This window comes from Amycolatopsis sulphurea, assembly GCF_002564045.1.
Classification (GTDB): Bacteria; Actinomycetota; Actinomycetes; order Mycobacteriales; family Pseudonocardiaceae; genus Amycolatopsis; species Amycolatopsis sulphurea.
Genome location: NZ_PDJK01000002.1, coordinates 4,196,662 through 4,213,552 on the forward strand (window position 1 = coordinate 4,196,662; position 16,891 = coordinate 4,213,552).

A 16,891-nucleotide genomic window follows, 5' to 3' on the forward strand; every position below is an offset into this window, starting at 1 on the left:
CAGCTTCTCGCCGCGATGGGGTGGCCGGCTGGTATGCCGGCTTGGCGTGAAGACGGTAACGACAACAGCCGGTGATTCGCCACGCTCGATGGTCTATTTCCGGATCGCGTGGGTGGCAAGGCGAAAGCGCTGGATCTTGCCCACCGCGGTTCGCGGGAGCTCGTCGACGATGTGGATCTCACGCGGGCGCCTCGGACCGGAAAGGTGCTGCTCACACCACCGCATCAGATCATCCGGCAGGCTGGACGGCGCGGCGGCCGTCGGGACTACGAAAGCCACGGGCACCTCGTCGCGTACCGGGTCCGGCATGCCGACGACCGCGGCGTCCAGGACGTCGTGATGGTCGACGAGCATCGATTCCAGTTCGACGACGGATACGTTCTCGCCGGCGACTTTGAGCATGTCGCCGCTGCGGCCGACGAACACCACCTCGCCGTGCGCATCGAGGCGTGCCAGATCTCCGGTCCGCAGCCAGGTGAACCCGCTGTCGTCCGGCTCCTGCAGGGCGGCGGCGGTCGCGGTGGGATTGTCGCGGTACCCGGCGAACAGGGACAGCCCCGGAAACCCGCCGACCTGGATTTCGCCGATCTCGCCGGGGGTGACCGGCTCGCCGCTGTCCGGGTCGCGGAGGCGGACGTGACAGCCCAGCGTCGGCGTTCCCAACGTCATTTTCGTCAGGTTCAGTCGCCGGCTCATGAGTACCGCCGGGGCGGTCTCGGTCATTCCGTAGATCTGCCGGGGCCGGCAGCGGACGAGGGCGGCGAACCGTTCGAACTCGTCATCGGTGAGGTTCTGGGAGAACCACACGTTCTCCAGCGGCAGCGATAAAGGCGTCGGTTCCGCGCGGGCCAGAATCATCCGGATCGGTGCCGCGAACAGGGATACGTGCGTGGCTCGCGACTGCTCGGCCTGGTCCAGGAACCGTGATGCCGAGAACGAGCCGACGAGGACCACGGTCGCGCCCACCGAGATGGCCGCGGAAATCGAGTAGTACTGGGCGTTGGCATGGAAGAGCGGGAGTACGACGAGAAAACGCGACCCGGCCCGGAGACCGGAGGCGGCTGCCATCACATCGCCGGCGAAGGCGTAGTTGGCCTGGGTCAGCTCCACGATCTTGGGTGCCGAGGTCGTGCCCGACGTGAACATCAGCGCCAGTTTGTCCAGTGGCGCTACCGATACGGGTTGCGGATCGATGCCCTCGGAAGTGCGCAGCGGGGCCAGGGTTCCGTCGTCCGGTTCGACGATGACGACGGGTGCCGCGGATTCCGAGGCGCGGTAAGCGGGGGCCTGCGCGGTACCGCAGACCGCGAGTGCGGGTTTCACGCGAGCCGCCTGTTTCGCCAATTCGGCGGCGGTATTGCGCGGGTCGCACGGGAGGATGACCCAGCCGCCGCGGGCGGCCGCGAGCAGGATGGCGATGAACGCGGGGCAGTTGGGCAGGATCAGCTGGATACAGTCGCCCCGGCGGAGCCCGTACGTGGCGATCGCACGGCGGACCTGCTCGACCACGGTGTCGAATTCGCGGTAGGTCCACGCGACCACCGCCCCGTCGGATGGTGCGTATTCGAGGAAGGTCGCGTCGGGCGCCGCCACCGTGGTGAGCGTCCATCGGTGGGCCAGGGTCGTCCAGTCTGCCAGCGATTCCACCACCGAAGTATCGAGGGCGGCCCGGCGCGGCGACATGGCTCCGCGAGGTGAAAACCCGGGCTCTTGCTCGTACCGGAGAGACAACGGCATACTCAGGCCGATGAACCCCGACCCGCCGCTGGACATCCTGCGCACGCTGGTCGATCTCGGGACCGAATTGCAGGCCGAGGAGATCGACCTCCCGCGCGTGCTGGACCTGGCGACGCGCAACGCCGCACGGCTGCTGGGCACCGACATCGGGTGGCTTTCGCTGTTCAACGAAGCCACTTCCCGGATGCGCGTGGCCGTCAGCTACGGCGTCACCGGTGCCGACTTCGCCACCATGGAGATCGCGCACGACGAGGGCTTGGGCGGTGCCGCTCTCGAACGTCGCGGCCCCGTCGTCATTTCCGACTACGCCTCATGGGCGTCGCCGGGACCGGTGCGCGACGCGATGCTTGCCGAAGGAGTCGCCTCGGTCGTCTGCGCGCCGATGCTGCGCGGCGGCAGCGTTGTCGGTGTGCTCTATGCCGCGAACCGCACACCGACGGACTTCACGCCCGCCGATGTCTCCATCGTCACGGCGCTGGCGGCTCAGGCGTCGGTCGCCATCGGCAATGGCCGCCTCTACAGCAGCCTCCTCGACAAGACCCGCACGCTCGAGGCCACCTTCGAGATTCACCGCGCGCTGGGCGAGGCGGCGATGTCCGACATCGGCGTCGACCGGGTCGTGCGCGCGCTCGGCGAGCTCACCGGAAGGCGGCTGCTTCTCGAACAACGAGTCGTCCCGCCGTTCGAGATCCTCAGCGGGCCGGCCGATGACGGCGATGGCGAGACGGCAGTCACCGCAGTGGTTCCGGTCCGCAGGAACGAGGCAGACGTCGGCCGGATCACGGTGTTCGGTCACGCCCCGCTCAGCGAGCTCGAACAGAACGCGTTATCCCATGGGGCCACGGTGCTCGCCCTGGAGCTGATGAAGCACGAGGCCGCCCAGGACGTCGAATGGCGCCTGCGAGGGGAGCTGCTCGAACAGCTTCTCGAAACCGGCGACGCGCGCTCCGGCGAACTGGTGGCCCGGGCCAAGCGATTCGGGATCGATCTCGGCGGTTCGTGCGTGATCGTGGTCATCGAAGCGTCCGGACTCGAACCACCGGCGCTGCGCGCGCTCGTCCAGCGCGTGATCACCTCGCACGATGCCGGCGTCGACCGGCACACCACGCTGAGTGGGCAGCGCGGTGATCGCGGCGTTGTCGCGCTGATCGGCGACGGGCATGACCTCGACCGGTTCGTCCGCCTCCTCGTGCGGGCCGCGGGCGGCACTGTCGTCTGGATCGGGACCAGTGCGGGCCGGTCCACCGTCGCCGAGGGCTTTCGCGAGGCCGCGGCCTGCTCGCGGCTGGCGAGGCAGGCCAGTCATGATCAGGCGCGCGTGATCCACGGGTCGGCGTTGGGGCCGCTGCGATTCATGCTGGATATCCGGGACCTCACGAATGCGCGCTCGTTCGTCGAGGACGTGCTCGGCGCGGTCGCGGCGCACGAAGACGCCGGGGGCGCGCAACTGCTCACCACGTTGCGTGCCTACATCGAGGAGGACGGCCACCATCAGCGCATCGCGCGCCGGTGCCACGTCCATGTCAGCACGGTGAAGTATCGCCTCGCCCGGATCGCCGACCTGCTCGGAAGGCCGCTTCAGCCCTGGGAAACGCGGTTCGAGATCACCCTCGCGTTCCGGCTGGCGGATCTTCTGCGAAGCCTTCCCGACGAACGGTCCGCCGGCCTTCCCCAGGATTGAACCGACCAGCGCGTGCGGCTCGGCTCCACAATCGACCCAGGTGTGCTGAGTGTGCCCGGCTGTGGGGACACGGATTCAGGGAACTCGGCGCCCCGCGCGATGTCCTCGATTGTAGCCAGGCGACGGCACGTGACCTGCTCGTCGATCACCTCGCGGATACCGCGGACGCGGCTGATGACGGCCCAGCGACACGCTCCGCATGCGCTCGTCGGGACCGTGGCCAAAGATGCGCTACCCGAGCGTCGGCGTGTGAGAACCGATCATTTGGCGAGGAGCCCGGCGTCGACAGGCAGCGCCACTCCGGTGATGTAGCGCGCCTCCGCGGACAAGAGCCAGGCCACCGCGTGGGCGACGTCCTCGGGTTCGAGCCACGCGACGGGGAGCAGGTGGCGGTTCCGGTAGAATTCCCGCAGCGCGGCGATTCCCTCCGGACCCCGCTTACCCGTCCGGCGCTCCGCGTGGTCGGGGTTGTTGACCATGGGAGTGTTCACCGACGTCGGGTGGACCGTGTTGACCCGGATCGACCGCGGCCCCAGTTCGTGGGCAAGGGACCGCATCATCCCGACGACCGCGTGCTTGCTCACCACGTAACCCGCGTAGCCGCTCATCCCCGTCGCGCCCGCGATGGAACTGGTGAGCACGATCGCGCCCCCCTCGGGACGGAAATGCGGCAGGGCGGCGCGCACGGTGTTCCACGTCCCCGTCACGTTGACATCGAGGGACTTCTGCCAGTCCTCGGACGCGAGGTCCTCGTTGGTTCCCGGTCGTAGCAATCCCGCGTTGGCGAAGACCCCGCCGATCGGGCCGAGCCGGTCGGCCACGGCTGCCGTCGCCGCGGCCAGGTCGGCAGGCCGCCGCAGATCCGCCGCGGCGGCCACCGCCTGACCGCCCTCGGCCCGGATCGCCTCGGCGACGGGCTCCGCAAGGGCACGCCCGTCGCGGTCGGCCATGTCGAGGGCCGCGACCCTGGCGCCACGCGCGGCAAGGAGGCGGCAGACCGCGCTGCCGATCCCACCTGCGGCACCGGTGACCACGATCGTGCTGTCGAAGGTCATGATCGTCTCCGGAAGTCGTGTGGTGGCGCCGGTTGTGTCACGTCAATGCGGGCGCGACGGCGACAACCCGCCCGCCGACGCACCGGTTCGTCAGCGTGCCGACCCGTTCGATCGTCGTCTCGAGGACCTGGTCGGCGCCGAGGTATACGGGCGGAGTCATGCAGTGCCCGACCCCCGCGCAGGTGCCGGTGGCGACGATGTCGCCCGGTTCGAGGGTGATCCATTCGCTGATGTAGGCGAGGATCTGCGCCGGTGTGAAGATCTGATCCGTCGTGCGGCCGTCCTGGCGAACCTCGCCGTCGACTCGGGTCGACAACGCGAGGTCCGGGTTCGGGTCGAGTTCGTCGACGGTGACGATCCAGGGCCCGACCGGCGTGGAGGCCTCGATGTTCTTGCCCGGGATCCATTGCGATTCGTGGACTTGGTAGTCGCGGGCGGAGACGTCGTTGACCACGGTGAACCCGCCGATGGCCCGGGCGGCCTGCTCCTCGTCGGCCTCCCGCAGGCGGCGTCCTACGACCACGCCCAGCTCGGCCTCCCAGTCGACCATTTTCGAGGTGTTCGGGAGCAGGACGTCGTCGGCAGGACCGATCAATGCGGACGGGTACTTCGAGAACACGATCGGATGCCGGGGCTTCGGCAGCTTCGCCTCCGCCATGTGGGTGTAGTAGTTGAGTCCGATGCAGAAGAACTTGGCGTCGTTGTCGATCGGCGCCAGCAACTCCGCGGACCCGGCCGGGATCCGTGCGCCGAGGGGCAGATCCTGTCCCGACGCGACGAGCGACAAAGCAGAGGCGATACTTTCGGTCTCGAGCAAGCGGATCCGGTCGTCCTCGACAAGCGCCGGCGTGGCGCGGCCCTCGAACTTCACCCGGGCGAGCTTCATGACATTCACACCTTTCCGAAATCAGAAACGGGCATACGACGGGTGGCTAGTACATGTCGGCGTTCGCCACGCCGGGAAATTCGGGCTCGATGTGCTTCAGCACGGCGGCGACGCCGGCCTGAGCGTCCGGCATCGTCCGGCTGAACGCCTCGGCATACAGCGAATGCTCGAAGATCGCGATGTTGTGGTGGTACCAGCCGTTGACGGCGGCCTTGGTCGCCTGAAGCGCGAACTGCGGGCCGCGGGCCAGTTTTGCGGCGATGCCTTCTGCGATCGGCATCAGGTCGTCGTGGGGCACGCACCGCGCGACCAGTCCCATGTCGGCGGCCTCCTGGCCGGTGATGTGCTCACAGAGCAGAAGGTTGTACTTGGCCTTGGCCATGCCGATCGACATCGGCCAGATGAGTGCGGCGTGGTCGCCCGCCGCCATACCTATCTTGATGTGGCCATCGATCAGCACGGCGCGCTCGCTGGCAAGGGTGATGTCCGCGCACAGCGCGACCGCCAGTCCGCCGCCGACCGCGACGCCGTTGATCGCGGAGATGATCGGCTTGCGACAGGCGAGCATGTTCCGGACGATGGCGCGGCCGTCTCGCGTGTCCACCTCGAGCGGCCCGTTTCCCGCCGCCATGTCTCCACCGGCGCAGAACGCCCGGCCCGCGCCCGTGATGATCGCGACGTTCATGTCGGGATCGGCGTCGAAGTCCTTCCAGATCCGGCCTTGCTCACCGTGTCCCTGTTCGCCGGACGCATTGAGCTTGTCCGGCCGGTTCATGGTGATGCGCAGGATCCGATCGTCACCCGGCTCAACTTTGAGGAATTCGTAGTCGTCATACATCTCAAGTCTCTCCTTGGAGATTGTGCGCCGGGTGATCAGCGACGCCGAAGTATTCCTATGTGCGAGAATCGCCTGATCACGTGCGGTGCACCGCCGAAAAGCGGCTCGAGCATGCCGGTGTGTCCGGCTTTGCCGGGTTACCAGGTGCAGGGTGCCGAATTCCGGAGTTCGCAGGGGTTTCCGAGGCGGGGGTCGATGCGTATGCCGCCGGTAGCGGTGGTGCGCCGAGCGAAATGCGTTACTCCGCTATCCGGTGCGGGGTGTGCCGATCAGTCGCAGCAGGGCACTGCCGGAGCCGATTGACCATATTCCTTTGCCAGCAACATTTGCGTGGTGAATGCGATGTGGTCGCGCAGCAGTTCGGCGCCGCGCTCCACGTCTCTTCCGACGGCTGCGTCGGCGAGGGCCTGGTGCTCGGCGGCCGGGTTGCGGCCGTTCACTGCGTTCAAGGGCGTCGCCCAGCGCCGGTACAGCTCGGCCTCCGCGCGCAAACCCTGCGCCATTTCGACGAGACGCCGGTTGCCGCACCCGGCGAGCAACGCGGCATGGAACGCCTCGTGCGCGAGGTACCAGCCGTCGTCGCGGACCTCCCCGGCGGTTCGAGGTTCGCGACGAGCCAGCAGATGGTGGGTCGCCACCACCTCGGCCTCCCAGTGGTCGTCGCCGAACAGCATCGCCTGCCGGAACGTGAGACTCTCGAGTTCGACCCGGGCCGCTGTCAGGTCGGTCAGCTCCTCCGCGGACAGGGACGCCACGGCGTAGCCCTGGTGTGCCTGGAGCGTCACCAGCCTCTCGCCCGTGAGCTTCGTGAGCGCCTCGCGGGCCGGACCCACGCTCGTGCCGTACTCCGCGCACAGCTCGGGAAACTTCAGCCGCTGCCCAGGCTTCAAGCGCGCCATGAAGATGTCCGCCCGAAGCCGCTCGTACAGCTCGTCCGCCCGAGTGCCGGACTTACCCTGCTTGGCCATAGTCGAAACGCTACCTGATCAGACAATCTCAGCGCAACTTTTTAAAGTTGGCTTGACACGAGAAAGTGGGGCGCGCAGGATGCGTGGCAGATGGGGCGTTGCCGGCCTCGTGCCGGTCCGCATCGCCACTGGCGGCAAGCTTCAATGAGGAGGCGAGTTGACGCAGTTGCAGAACCCCTGGATCAGCGGCGGGCCGGGATTCCCCACCGTCCGCAGGCGCATCCAGCAGGAGAATCCGGACCGGGTACGACGCCTGATCGCGTCTCCGGCGATCCGGAACTGACTTTTGACAGCTTGGGTTTCCGGCCCAGCCGCCCCGGTGGGTACTCGGGCCGCGAAGCGCATGGTGTGCAGCTTCCATATTCGGGACGGCCTCGTCATCCGTGAGAACGGGTATGTGATCTGGCGTCCGATATCAACTGGCAGGCGGCGATTTGCCGATCCGGCCGAACGCAGGCGGATCCCGCGCGGTACGTAACCGTTGCGACGCGAACCGGAAGCCGTGACTGTGGCCGGATTGGCAACGAACGACACGGTTGGTGACCGGTTGCCTGGAGAGGAGCCTGAGATGCGGTTCGTGACCTACGAGTCGCCCGGCGGAGGTGACCGTGCCGGTGTGGTCGATGAGGGGCGAGTGTGTGGGTTCGAGCCGGGGTTGACGCTCCTCGACCTGCTGGAACGGGGTGACGCGGTGCGCGATGCCGAACGCGTCGTCGCGTCGGCGAGCGAGGTGGTTCCCTTGCGGGAAGCCACCTTGCGGGCACCACTCGAACCACGCTCGGTACGGGACTGTGCCGGTTTCCTCCAGCATCTGCGCAATCTGTCCGCGACTGCGGATATGCCGGTCGACGATCGGCACCTGCAGTTCCCGCCCTTCTACTTCTCGAATCCGGCCGCGGTGATCGGCCCCTATGATGACGTGCCGATCGCGCCAGACAGCACGATGTTCGACTATGAGCTCGAAATCGCGGCGGTGATCGGAAAAGCGGGTGCCAACATCCCGCTCGCACAGGCCGAGGAGCACATCGCCGGTTACCTGATCCTCTGCGACTGGAGTGCGCGGGACCTGCAGTTGAACGAGATGCCGCTCCGCCTCGGCCCAGGGAAGGGAAAGGACACCGCCAACACGCTGGGGCCGATGCTCGTCACCCCCGACGAACTCGAACCGTTCCGCGCCGGCCATGCTTTCGACCTCGAAATGACCGGTTATGTCAACGGCGAACTCGTCACCCGCGGGCGCTGGAGTACGATCGACTGGGGATTCGCCGACATGATCACCTATGTCTCCCGCGGTACGAACCTGCGTGCCGGCGACGTCATCGGGTCCGGCACCGTCGAGACCGGCTGCCTTTTCGAGCACTATTCGATCGACCCCCGGAATTTCCGTGGCTGGCTCCAGCCCGGGGACGAAGTGCGGCTGGTCGTGGAACAGCTCGGCGAACTCCGCCAGCGGGTCGTCGAAGGCGTCAAAGCCGAACGGTTGAGCAGCGGCTACTAGCAGAGACAAAATCGACTCCGGTGAATGAAGATCGCCTCGTTGTGGAGGTACCGTGAAGCTGTGGGATCACACGTGGATGCAGGTCGAGAAATACCTTGAGCACGACGACCGGGTCGTGGTGCCGCTCGGTTCCACCGAGCAGCATGCCTACCTTTCCGTCGGCACCGACGCGATACTCTGCGAGAAGGGCGCCGTCGAGGCGGCGCGATCCGAGGGAGTGCCGGTACTTCCCGTTCTCCCGTTCGGTCTGACACCGCTCTTCAGCGCGTTCCCGGGGACGGTCGGCCTGCGGATGGCGACCTACGTCGCGCTGCTCACCGATGTCCTCGATGCCCTTTATGGGCAAGGTTTCCGGCGGATCGTGCTGCTGAGCGGGCATGGCGGGAACGCGCCGGCGGCCCAGTTCGGGCAGGAATGGGGAGCGGCCCACGCCGATGCAGAGGTGATGTTCCACGGCTGGTTCACCGACCCCAGGGTATGGTCGGTGGCGACGGGTCTTGCCGAGGCGGGACACGCCTCCTGGGTCGAGAATTTCGCCGACGTCCGCATCGATGGGGTCGGGATACCCGCCGGCGCCAAGCCTCTCGTGCCACCTGCCGCATTGCAGACGGCTTCTCCGGAACACGCGCGGGAATTGCTGGGCGATGGCTCCGGTGGAGGTGCCTATCAGCTCGAACAGCACTACGCCGACAAGGTATGGGCTACGGCTGTGGCCCTGCTTCGGGAACAGCTCCGCTTCGGATGGAATGCGAGAAAATGAGCATCATCGAACTTGCGACGATGAGGGCCAAGACGGGCCGGGCCGACGACATGGGCAGAGCGCTTCCGGTAGCTCTGTCGGTTATCGCGGAGGCGGAGGGATGTCTCGCAACGGCAGCTTTACGCTGTATTGAGCGTCCGGATGAGTTCGTATTGCGGATCCAGTGGGTCTCGGTGGCGGCGCACGAGGCTTTCCGGGAGACGGTGGCATTCGCGAAGTATCGGGCGGCCTTCGCCGATCATCTCGGCGAAGTGGTGGGTTTCGCCCATTACCAGGTCATCTGAGCCAAATGCCGGGGAGGAGAGTGGAGCGGTTGATGCGGCTGACGACGATCAGGACGGATGGTGGGTCGCGTGCGGCCCGGGTGGATGGCGCGGTCAAGCAGCGCTCTTCGACCGACCAGAGGGTCTTCTCCGTGGCTCGGACCATTTATCCGACCGAAGGCAAGGTCGTGCGGTGCACGATCGAAGGCCTCGGGACCCAGACCACGCGCTGCGTTTCCGCGGCCACCGACACCAGTAAGGCAGCATGATGAACGTTCCTGTGATCAGCGAGATCGGCCACGTCGCGCTCCGGGTCCGGGACCTGGCCGCGGCGGAAGAGTTCGCCACGAATGTCCTGGGCCTGCACCTGACCGAGCGCACCGCCGACGCGCTGTGGTTCACCCATGGCACACCCCATCACAGCCTCCAGTACATCGCGGCGGAGGAGGACGCCCTGGACCATGCCGGGCTCCTGACTCCGAATGCGGAATCGCTTGCCGAGGCGCGCAAGCGGGTGGAATCGGCCGGCCTGCGGATCATCAGCGACGGCCCGGTGAGTCGCGGCGTCGAAGACGGGTTCGTCTTCGAGGACGAGGACGGGTTCGTCTTCGAGATCTACAGCCGCATGACGCGCACCGAGCCGGGCTCCGCCGCCGGGGTGCTGCGACCGCGGCGGCTCGGGCATTTCAACTTCTTCGTTCCCGAACCTCGGCGGATGGAGCGGATGTTGACCGGCCTGTTCGATTTCCGGGTCTCCGACCGGATCGAAGAAGGTGTTTTTCTCCGCTGCAACGTGGATCACCACGGGATCGGCGTGTTCCCGGGGCGTGGGCGTATTCATCACTGTGCCTGGGAGTATCCGACGATGATCGAGGTCGCGGCGATCGCCGACCTGATCGACGCTCGCGGCGAATCCGTTCTCTGGGGGCCACTGCGCCACGGAATGGGTCGCAACATCGCCACGTACGTGCAGGAGCCGAGTGGGCTCGTCCAGGAGTTCTACTGTGATATGGAACGGATTTACGACGATGCCGGGCACACTCCGGGGGAGTGGACCTACGACGGGCACAAGTGGGTGACCCTGTGGGGTCCGCATCTCACCCCGGAGGGCTTTGCCGAGTTGGGGCTGCTGCCCGGAACGCGCGATCGCACGGAGAGCGCGTGATGTCGAGCGCACTGGTCCTGGAAGGCGCCGAGCTCGTCTGGGCCGAGTCGCCGCGGTGGCGAGATGGACGGCTGTGGGTGTCGGACACCCAGGGCTGCCGGCTCGTCGTCATCGGCGCGGACGGCACGCGGGTTCATCCACTCGACACACCGGTCAACGGCACGGGTTTCCTGCCCTCCGGCGAGCTCGTCGCCGCGCGTATGCACGTGCCGCGGCTGGACCGCTTCGACGGGCATGACTGGTCGGTGCACGCCGATCTGGCGAAGCTGGTCGACGGCCGGCTCGGTGATCTGATCGCGTTGCCCGGCGGGACGGTCTATGTCGACGAAGTTCTGACGCCGGACGAACCCGGTCGTCTCCTGAAGGTCGGGCCCGATGGCAGCGCCTCCGTCGCGGCCGGGGAACTCGTGTTCCCCAACGGCCTCGCCGTGATCGACGAGGGCCGCACGCTGATCGTGGCCGAGACCTTCGCCGGCCGGCTCACCGCCTTCACGATCGGCCCGGACGGGAACCTCGGCGACCGGCGAAGGTGGTTCGATCTCAAGGAAAAGCTGGGTGCCCGCTACCTCCCGGACGGCATCTGGGCCTGCCGGGACGGATCCGTCTGGGTCGCGGCGACCAACGGTCACGCGTTCCTGCGCATCCGGGACGGCGACGTCGTCGACCGGATCGACGTCGACGGGTTCGCGATCGCGTGTTGTCTCAACGAGGACGAGACCGATCTCTACGCCACCACGGCGACGAGTCTCGATCCGGGAATCCCGGTGATGGAGGCCGTGCGCGAACAGCGCACGCAGGCGCGCGTCACCCGGTTCAGCCAGGGCCGGAATCAGCACTGACTCAAAGACGATCAGCGGCGGGACATTCGATGTCGTGATCATCGGTTGCGGGACAACGGGTCTGGCGCCCGCGCGGCTGGTGGAGGGCGACGTCGGGATCGTGTCACCAAGGCCGCGCCCGAACTGCCCGCGACTATCCCCGCATCGAAGACAGCTTGCCCGAATCGGAGAGTGAGACCTGATGGACCTGAGGAAGCGCCAGACACGAAGATGCCTCCGAGCGCGGCAGTTCTTCGCCGCCTCCGCCGCAATCGCGGTCACGACTGTTCTGCTGGCCGGCTGTGACTCGTCGACAGGCTCGTCGGCCGCGGCCCCCGGCGGGGGCTCGGGTAATGCCGATGTGGCGGCAGCCAAGGCCGCCGTCGCCAAATACACCGGCAAGCCGAGCCCGTTCCCCGTGACGGTGCCTCTCAAACACGCTGTGCCTGCCGACGCGAAGTTCGTCTATCTCCAGGCGTCGGACCCCATCGGTGCCCTGCTCGGCTCTCTCCTGGAGCCGGCCGTGCGGGCCGCCGGTGGCCAGTTCGTCGCCATTCCGGCGGGCCAGACGGCATCGTCGGTGCAGGCAGCCGCCTCCAGCGCCATCGCGATGAAGCCCGCGGTCGTCCTGCTGCCTGCGTTCATCCCTTCGCAGTTCGGGGGCAAGCTCCAGACACTCCGCGAGGGAGGAGCCAAGATCATCGGTGCGGGCATGATCGGCGCGAAGCAGTACGGCATTGACTTCTGCGACGGCTGCGAGGAGATGAACGCCCTGGACGGGCGGGTGATGGCCGACTGGGTGGTCGCCACCAAGGGCGCGAGTGCGAACGCCGTGTTCTACACCGTGCCCCAGCTGTCCTTCACCCCGACGATGTGGACGGCCTTCAAGGACGAGATGGCCAAGTTGTGCCCGGGCTGCCCGGTGCGCAACGTCCCGATCGACGTATCGACGTTCGGCACGACCGCTCCGCGAACGATCGTGAACGACCTGCAGGCGCACGCCGGTAGCACCGTCGCGGTCTTTTCGACGATGGACATGGCCCAGGGTCTCCCCGGGGCCATGAGTGCCGCGGGTCTCGACGTGTCGACCATCGGTGGGGCTCCGACACCGGAGAATCTCCAGGACATCAAGGCCGGGAAGCTGACCGCGGGCGTGGCGATCGACCTCCCCACTTATGCCTGGACGATGGTCGATGCCGGGGCGCGTCTGATGCAGGGCCAAGAGCCTGAAGCAGGCGAAATCTACTCGCCCATTCAGATCCTGGAGCGCGGCGACATCACGTTCGATCCGAGTCGCGGCTTCTCCGGCTACCCGGACTACGTCCAACGCTTTACCGCGCTCTGGCATCCCTAGGAGCAGCCACATGCCGGCGATCGCAGACAAGCCGTCGAACGGGGCGACCCTGCTCCGTATCGACGGGCTTTCAAAGACCTTTCCGGGACTCAAGGCACTGGATGACGTGTCGTTCACCGTCGGCGCCGGTGAGATCGTCGCCGTTGTCGGACACAACGGCTCGGGCAAGTCGACCTTGGTGAAGGTCCTTGCCGAGGTATACCAGCCCGATCCCGGATCGGTGATCGAGGTCCGGGACGCGAGCGGGAAACCGTTGGCCGACAACGCTGCCCGGGATGGCCTGCATTTCATCCATCAAGACCTGGGCCTCATCACCATGCTCACCACGATCGAGAACATGGGGCTCGGCAGATCGGCGAAGGGAAGGGGGTTCCGCCCCGTCCGGACCGCTCGGGAACGGGACGAAGTCAGGCGCCTCATCGCTCGTTTCGGCGCTGCGTTCGATCCCACGACGCCCGTGGCCCTCCTGTCGCCGGCGGAACGGGCGATCGTGGCGATCGCCCGCGCCATGGACGGCTGGACTCGGTCCGAGAACGTCCTCGTGCTCGACGAGCCGACCACCGCCTTCCACGGCGACGAAGTCGAGGTGCTGTTCGGCGCGGTGCGCCGGGTAGCGGCCGAAGGGGCCGGTGTCGTGTTCATCTCCCATCGGCTGGACGAGGTGTTGGGGCTCGCAGACCGAGTCGTCGCGCTGCGGGACGGCCGTGTCGTCGCCGACCAGCCGGCGGCCTCGCTCGACCACGACCAGATGATTCGCCTGATCGCCGGCCGCGCGGTCGCGAACACCGACGTCTCGAGAACATCCCAGCCCCAGCGGCGGGTTCTTAGCGTCGGCGGGATCGCAGGCGAAAAGATCAAGGACATTTCGCTCGAACTCGGCGCCGGTGAGATCGTCGGCGTGAGCGGGATCCTCGGATCCGGGCGCGAGGAGCTGGCCGGGTTGATCTTCGGTGCGGCTCATCGTTCGCGGGGGACGGTCGATGTCGCGGGAAACCTGCTGGTATCCGATGATCCGGTGGCGGCGATCGAGGCCGGCCTTGCCTATGTTCCGGCCGATCGGCGGCGGGACGGCGCGGTCATGGACATGGACGTACGGGAAAACCTCACGCTTTCGCTGCTGCGTCCACTTCGGCGGCGGCTGGGCCGCCTCGACGGGCGAGCGGAGCGTGCGGAAACCCAGCGGTGGGTGGACACGGTCGAGCTTCGCCCGCCGAATCCCGGCCAGCGGCTCAAGCTTTTCAGCGGCGGTAACCAGCAGAAAGTCGTGCTGGCCAAATGGCTGCGCACGAAACCGCTGGTCCTGCTTCTCGATGAGCCGACTCAGGGCGTCGATGTCGGTGCCAAGGCGTCCATCTACCAGTTGATCGCGGCGGCCGCGGCAGCAGGCGCCGGTGTCCTCCTCTGTTCTTCGGACACCAAGGAGCTCGTGTCGCTGTGCGATCGGGTCCTGGTGCTGGAAGCGGGACGCATTCTCGAGTCCATCGACCGCGGGGACCTGACCGAGGCGCGACTCGTCCGCGCTGAACTCGGGCTCGATGCCGGCGCTTCCTCGGACGGGCTCACCACGACGGAGGTTCGGCATGGCTCCTAAGGGTCTGACGAAGACGCGGGACGCGAGTGATTCGCCGCGGACCGGGGAGTCCGGTGCCGGGGAGATCCAGGTGCGCGCATGGCAGGGGCCCCCGTTGGCAACGCGCGTGCGGAAGGCACTGTCCTTTCGGAACATGAGCGCGCTGTATCTGTTCGCGGTGCTCTTCGCCGCGTTCGCGATCTGGGTGCCCAGCACCTTCCTGACCGCAAGCACCTGGCGTTCACTGATCTCCGACCAGGCGATCACGTGCCTGGTCGCGCTGGGTGCGGTGCCGGCGTTGGCGGCGGGCGTTTTCGAGCTGGCGATCGGCAGCGAGGTCGGTCTGGGGGCGGTCCTGGTCGCGTGGCTGCTCGCCGACCGCCACCTCCCCGTTCCGCTGGCGATCGCCCTGACCATCGCGGCCGCGGTTCTCGTCGGCGTGATCAACTGGGCGTTGATCGCACGCGCGCGGGTACCGTCGTTCATCGCGACGCTCGGTATGAGCTCGGTTCTCACCGCGGTGATCTTGTGGCTCTCCGGCGGCGCGCAAATCCTGAACCTTCCGGCGGGCTTCGAGCGCATCGCGAATCACCAGATCTTCGGATTGCAGCTACCGGTGTACGTCATGCTCGCCATCGCGATCCTCGTGTGGTACGTGCTGGAGCGCACTCCGGCCGGTCGTGGCGTATACGCGGCGGGAGCGGATCCCGACGCCGCGGCGTTGGCGGGCGTGCGCGTGTCTCGCGTGATCTTGTGCGCAGCCGTGGCGTGCGCCGTGATCGGCGGCGTGGCGGGCCTTCTGGAGAGTTCGCAGCTGTCGACGGGCGACCCGACGATCGGGCCTGGCTACCTGCTTCCCGGGATTGCCGCCGTCTTCCTCGGCTCGACGCAGTTCCGCGGCGGCCGTATGAACGTATGGGGTACCGTCGTCGCCGCGTACGTGATCGCAACCGGCGTCAAGGGGCTGCAGCTCGCCGGTGCGCCGACGTGGATACCGGATCTATTCAACGGCGCCGCGCTCCTGGTCGCGGTGGGCATAGCGGCACACCAGAAGTCGCCGGTCTCCCGGACCGCCGCGGTTCGCCGGCTCTTGCGGTCCGCTACCCGTTCGGTGCGCTCCGCCCGGCGCGCACGTCGCGCCGAGCAGCTTGCGCGCGTGCGTGGCGGCGCCGGCGATCTCAACGTCGCCGGCGGCGGAAAGGTGGTGCCAAGCAAGGCCTGGACACCGCCGACCGTTGCCGTACGTGTGCTGCGCAGGCTGTCCATCCGTAACATTGGTGCGCTCTATCTCTTGGCGTTCATTGTCGTGGTCTTCTCCCTCTGGGTCCCGGCCACGTTTCTGACGTCCGGGACCTGGCGGTCGCTCGTCTCCGACCAAGCCATCACCTGTCTGGCCGCGGTTGCTCTGGTGCCGGTGATCGCGGCGGGAGTCGTCGATCTCGCGGTTGGCGCGGAAGTCGGCTTGGGCGGCATTCTGGTCGCCTGGCTGCTGGCCGACTGGCACCTGACGGTGCCGATGGCCATCGGCGTCACGCTGCTGTGCGCGGTCGCGGTCGGGCTGATCAACTGGGCGCTGATCGTGCGCGTGCGAATCCCTCCCTTCATCGCCACCCTCGGCATGAGTTCCGTGCTGGTGGCGGTCATCGCGTGGGTTTCCGGCGGGACGCAGATTCTCGCCCTGCCCGCGGGGTTTCAGAAGATCGGGAACCACCAGATTCTCGGGCTGCAGTTGCCGGTGTACATCCTGGTGGTGATTGCCGTGATCACGTGGTACGTCGTCGAGCGCACGCCGGCCGGCCGGCACCTCTACGCGACCGGAGCCAACCCCGCTGCGGCCCTCTTGGCGGGTATCCGCACCTCCCGGGTCATCCTGCTCGCCACGATCGCGTGCGCCGTGATCGCCGCCGGCGCCGGCGTGCTCGAGAGCGCCCAACTCGGTACGGGCGATCCCACGGTCGGTCCTGGCTATCTCCTGCCTACGATCGCCGCGGTGTTCCTGGGCTCGACCCAGTTCAAGAATGGCCGCATGAACGTGTGGGGCACCGTCGTCGGCGCATACGTGATTGCGACCGGTGTCAAGGGACTGCAACTCGCGGGCGCGCCGACCTGGTCCCCGGTGCTTTTCGACGGTGTCATCCTGATCGCGGTCGTCGCGCTGGCGCAGTATCAACGACGACCGAGTGCGTGGGCAGCCCGCATCCGGAAACTGGTCAAGCGTGACCGCGCGGGGCAGACGTCCGAACGTTCACAACCCGGATTCAAGGCAGGGTGAACCGTGAGGTCGCGGTCTGTGAAGGG

The 16,891-nt window shown here is 67.3% G+C and carries 16 protein-coding genes; 11 read left to right on the forward strand and 5 right to left on the reverse strand.

Annotated features, from left to right (window positions below; genetic code table 11):
• Positions 1 to 93: 93 nt before the first annotated feature.
• Positions 94 to 1,647 carry a class I adenylate-forming enzyme family protein gene (locus ATK36_RS25420; protein WP_211291951.1) on the reverse strand — a complete coding sequence of 518 codons (1,554 nt, stop codon included), beginning with the start codon at positions 1,645 to 1,647 and terminating at the stop codon, positions 94 to 96.
• Positions 1,648 to 1,747: 100 nt separating this feature from the next.
• On the opposite strand from ATK36_RS25420, the gene ATK36_RS25425 reads away from it, so the two are divergent.
• Positions 1,748 to 3,418, forward strand: a complete 1,671-nt coding sequence (locus tag ATK36_RS25425; RefSeq protein WP_170069899.1) for a helix-turn-helix domain-containing protein — start codon at positions 1,748 to 1,750, stop codon at positions 3,416 to 3,418.
• Positions 3,419 to 3,678: 260 nt separating this feature from the next.
• Here ATK36_RS25425 and ATK36_RS25430 read toward each other — a convergent pair whose 3' ends face one another.
• The 4 genes from ATK36_RS25430 to ATK36_RS25445 form a co-directional block, all read right to left on the reverse strand.
• Positions 3,679 to 4,473, reverse strand: coding sequence for an SDR family oxidoreductase (locus tag ATK36_RS25430; protein ID WP_098513793.1), 795 nt, complete (start codon positions 4,471 to 4,473; stop codon positions 3,679 to 3,681).
• Positions 4,474 to 4,510: 37 nt separating this feature from the next.
• Positions 4,511 to 5,359 (reverse strand): fumarylacetoacetate hydrolase family protein, encoded by an 849-nt coding sequence (locus tag ATK36_RS25435; protein ID WP_098513794.1) that lies wholly within the window; start codon positions 5,357 to 5,359, stop codon positions 4,511 to 4,513.
• A gap of 46 nt (positions 5,360 to 5,405) precedes the next feature.
• Positions 5,406 to 6,197, reverse strand: coding sequence for an enoyl-CoA hydratase-related protein (locus ATK36_RS25440; protein WP_098513795.1), 792 nt, complete (start codon positions 6,195 to 6,197; stop codon positions 5,406 to 5,408).
• 269 nt (positions 6,198 to 6,466) lie between these two features.
• Positions 6,467 to 7,165: an FCD domain-containing protein gene (locus ATK36_RS25445; protein ID WP_098513796.1), complete on the reverse strand. Its 699-nt coding sequence runs from the start codon at positions 7,163 to 7,165 to the stop codon at positions 6,467 to 6,469.
• 157 nt (positions 7,166 to 7,322) lie between these two features.
• On the opposite strand from ATK36_RS25445, the gene ATK36_RS34290 reads away from it, so the two are divergent.
• The 10 genes from ATK36_RS34290 to ATK36_RS25490 all read left to right on the forward strand — a co-directional run bounded on the left by ATK36_RS34290 (position 7,323) and on the right by ATK36_RS25490 (position 16,865).
• Positions 7,323 to 7,448: a hypothetical protein gene (locus ATK36_RS34290; RefSeq protein WP_281259086.1), complete on the forward strand. Its 126-nt coding sequence runs from the start codon at positions 7,323 to 7,325 to the stop codon at positions 7,446 to 7,448.
• A 285-nt stretch (positions 7,449 to 7,733) separates the two neighbouring features.
• Positions 7,734 to 8,663: a fumarylacetoacetate hydrolase family protein gene (locus tag ATK36_RS25450; protein WP_098513797.1), complete on the forward strand. Its 930-nt coding sequence runs from the start codon at positions 7,734 to 7,736 to the stop codon at positions 8,661 to 8,663.
• A 52-nt stretch (positions 8,664 to 8,715) separates the two neighbouring features.
• A complete protein-coding gene (locus tag ATK36_RS25455) occupies positions 8,716 to 9,423 on the forward strand; it encodes a creatininase family protein (RefSeq protein WP_098513798.1) in 708 nt (235 codons plus the stop codon).
• On the forward strand, positions 9,420 to 9,707 hold the full coding sequence (locus ATK36_RS25460; RefSeq protein ID WP_170069900.1) for a putative quinol monooxygenase: 288 nt from the start codon (positions 9,420 to 9,422) through the stop codon (positions 9,705 to 9,707). The genes ATK36_RS25455 and ATK36_RS25460 overlap by 4 nt, the downstream gene beginning before the upstream one ends.
• Before the next feature lie 32 nt (positions 9,708 to 9,739).
• Positions 9,740 to 9,955, forward strand: a complete 216-nt coding sequence (locus ATK36_RS25465) for an FAA hydrolase family protein (RefSeq protein ID WP_098513800.1) — start codon at positions 9,740 to 9,742, stop codon at positions 9,953 to 9,955.
• Positions 9,952 to 10,851, forward strand: coding sequence for a VOC family protein (locus tag ATK36_RS25470; RefSeq protein ID WP_098513801.1), 900 nt, complete (start codon positions 9,952 to 9,954; stop codon positions 10,849 to 10,851). The genes ATK36_RS25465 and ATK36_RS25470 overlap by 4 nt, the downstream gene beginning before the upstream one ends.
• On the forward strand, positions 10,851 to 11,690 hold the full coding sequence (locus ATK36_RS25475; protein WP_098513802.1) for an SMP-30/gluconolactonase/LRE family protein: 840 nt from the start codon (positions 10,851 to 10,853) through the stop codon (positions 11,688 to 11,690). The genes ATK36_RS25470 and ATK36_RS25475 overlap by 1 nt, the downstream gene beginning before the upstream one ends.
• Positions 11,691 to 11,871: 181 nt before the next feature.
• Complete coding sequence (locus tag ATK36_RS25480; RefSeq protein ID WP_098513803.1) at positions 11,872 to 13,023, forward strand: sugar ABC transporter substrate-binding protein; 1,152 nt, start codon at positions 11,872 to 11,874, stop codon at positions 13,021 to 13,023.
• A gap of 10 nt (positions 13,024 to 13,033) precedes the next feature.
• The gene (locus ATK36_RS25485; RefSeq protein WP_098513804.1) at positions 13,034 to 14,614 is read left to right on the forward strand and encodes a sugar ABC transporter ATP-binding protein; all 1,581 of its coding nucleotides are present in this window, start codon (positions 13,034 to 13,036) and stop codon (positions 14,612 to 14,614) included.
• A gap of 133 nt (positions 14,615 to 14,747) precedes the next feature.
• Positions 14,748 to 16,865: an ABC transporter permease gene (locus ATK36_RS25490; protein ID WP_170069901.1), complete on the forward strand. Its 2,118-nt coding sequence runs from the start codon at positions 14,748 to 14,750 to the stop codon at positions 16,863 to 16,865.
• Positions 16,866 to 16,891 lie beyond the last annotated feature (26 nt).

What these genes read in the sequence shown, in the direction of transcription:
- ATK36_RS25425 (WP_170069899.1), top strand. Translation starts at nt 1,748, where the DNA reads ATGAACCCCGACCCGCCGCTGGACATCCTGCGCACGCTGGTCGATCTC.
- ATK36_RS25430 (WP_098513793.1), bottom strand. Translation starts at nt 4,473, where the DNA reads ATGACCTTCGACAGCACGATCGTGGTCACCGGTGCCGCAGGTGGGATC.
- ATK36_RS25435 (WP_098513794.1), bottom strand. Translation starts at nt 5,359, where the DNA reads ATGAAGCTCGCCCGGGTGAAGTTCGAGGGCCGCGCCACGCCGGCGCTT.
- ATK36_RS25440 (WP_098513795.1), bottom strand. Translation starts at nt 6,197, where the DNA reads ATGTATGACGACTACGAATTCCTCAAAGTTGAGCCGGGTGACGATCGG.
- ATK36_RS25445 (WP_098513796.1), bottom strand. Translation starts at nt 7,165, where the DNA reads ATGGCCAAGCAGGGTAAGTCCGGCACTCGGGCGGACGAGCTGTACGAG.
- ATK36_RS25450 (WP_098513797.1), top strand. Translation starts at nt 7,734, where the DNA reads ATGCGGTTCGTGACCTACGAGTCGCCCGGCGGAGGTGACCGTGCCGGT.
- ATK36_RS25460 (WP_170069900.1), top strand. Translation starts at nt 9,420, where the DNA reads ATGAGCATCATCGAACTTGCGACGATGAGGGCCAAGACGGGCCGGGCC.
- ATK36_RS25465 (WP_098513800.1), top strand. Translation starts at nt 9,740, where the DNA reads ATGCGGCTGACGACGATCAGGACGGATGGTGGGTCGCGTGCGGCCCGG.
- ATK36_RS25470 (WP_098513801.1), top strand. Translation starts at nt 9,952, where the DNA reads ATGATGAACGTTCCTGTGATCAGCGAGATCGGCCACGTCGCGCTCCGG.
- ATK36_RS25475 (WP_098513802.1), top strand. Translation starts at nt 10,851, where the DNA reads ATGTCGAGCGCACTGGTCCTGGAAGGCGCCGAGCTCGTCTGGGCCGAG.
- ATK36_RS25480 (WP_098513803.1), top strand. Translation starts at nt 11,872, where the DNA reads ATGGACCTGAGGAAGCGCCAGACACGAAGATGCCTCCGAGCGCGGCAG.
- ATK36_RS25485 (WP_098513804.1), top strand. Translation starts at nt 13,034, where the DNA reads ATGCCGGCGATCGCAGACAAGCCGTCGAACGGGGCGACCCTGCTCCGT.
- ATK36_RS25490 (WP_170069901.1), top strand. Translation starts at nt 14,748, where the DNA reads ATGAGCGCGCTGTATCTGTTCGCGGTGCTCTTCGCCGCGTTCGCGATC.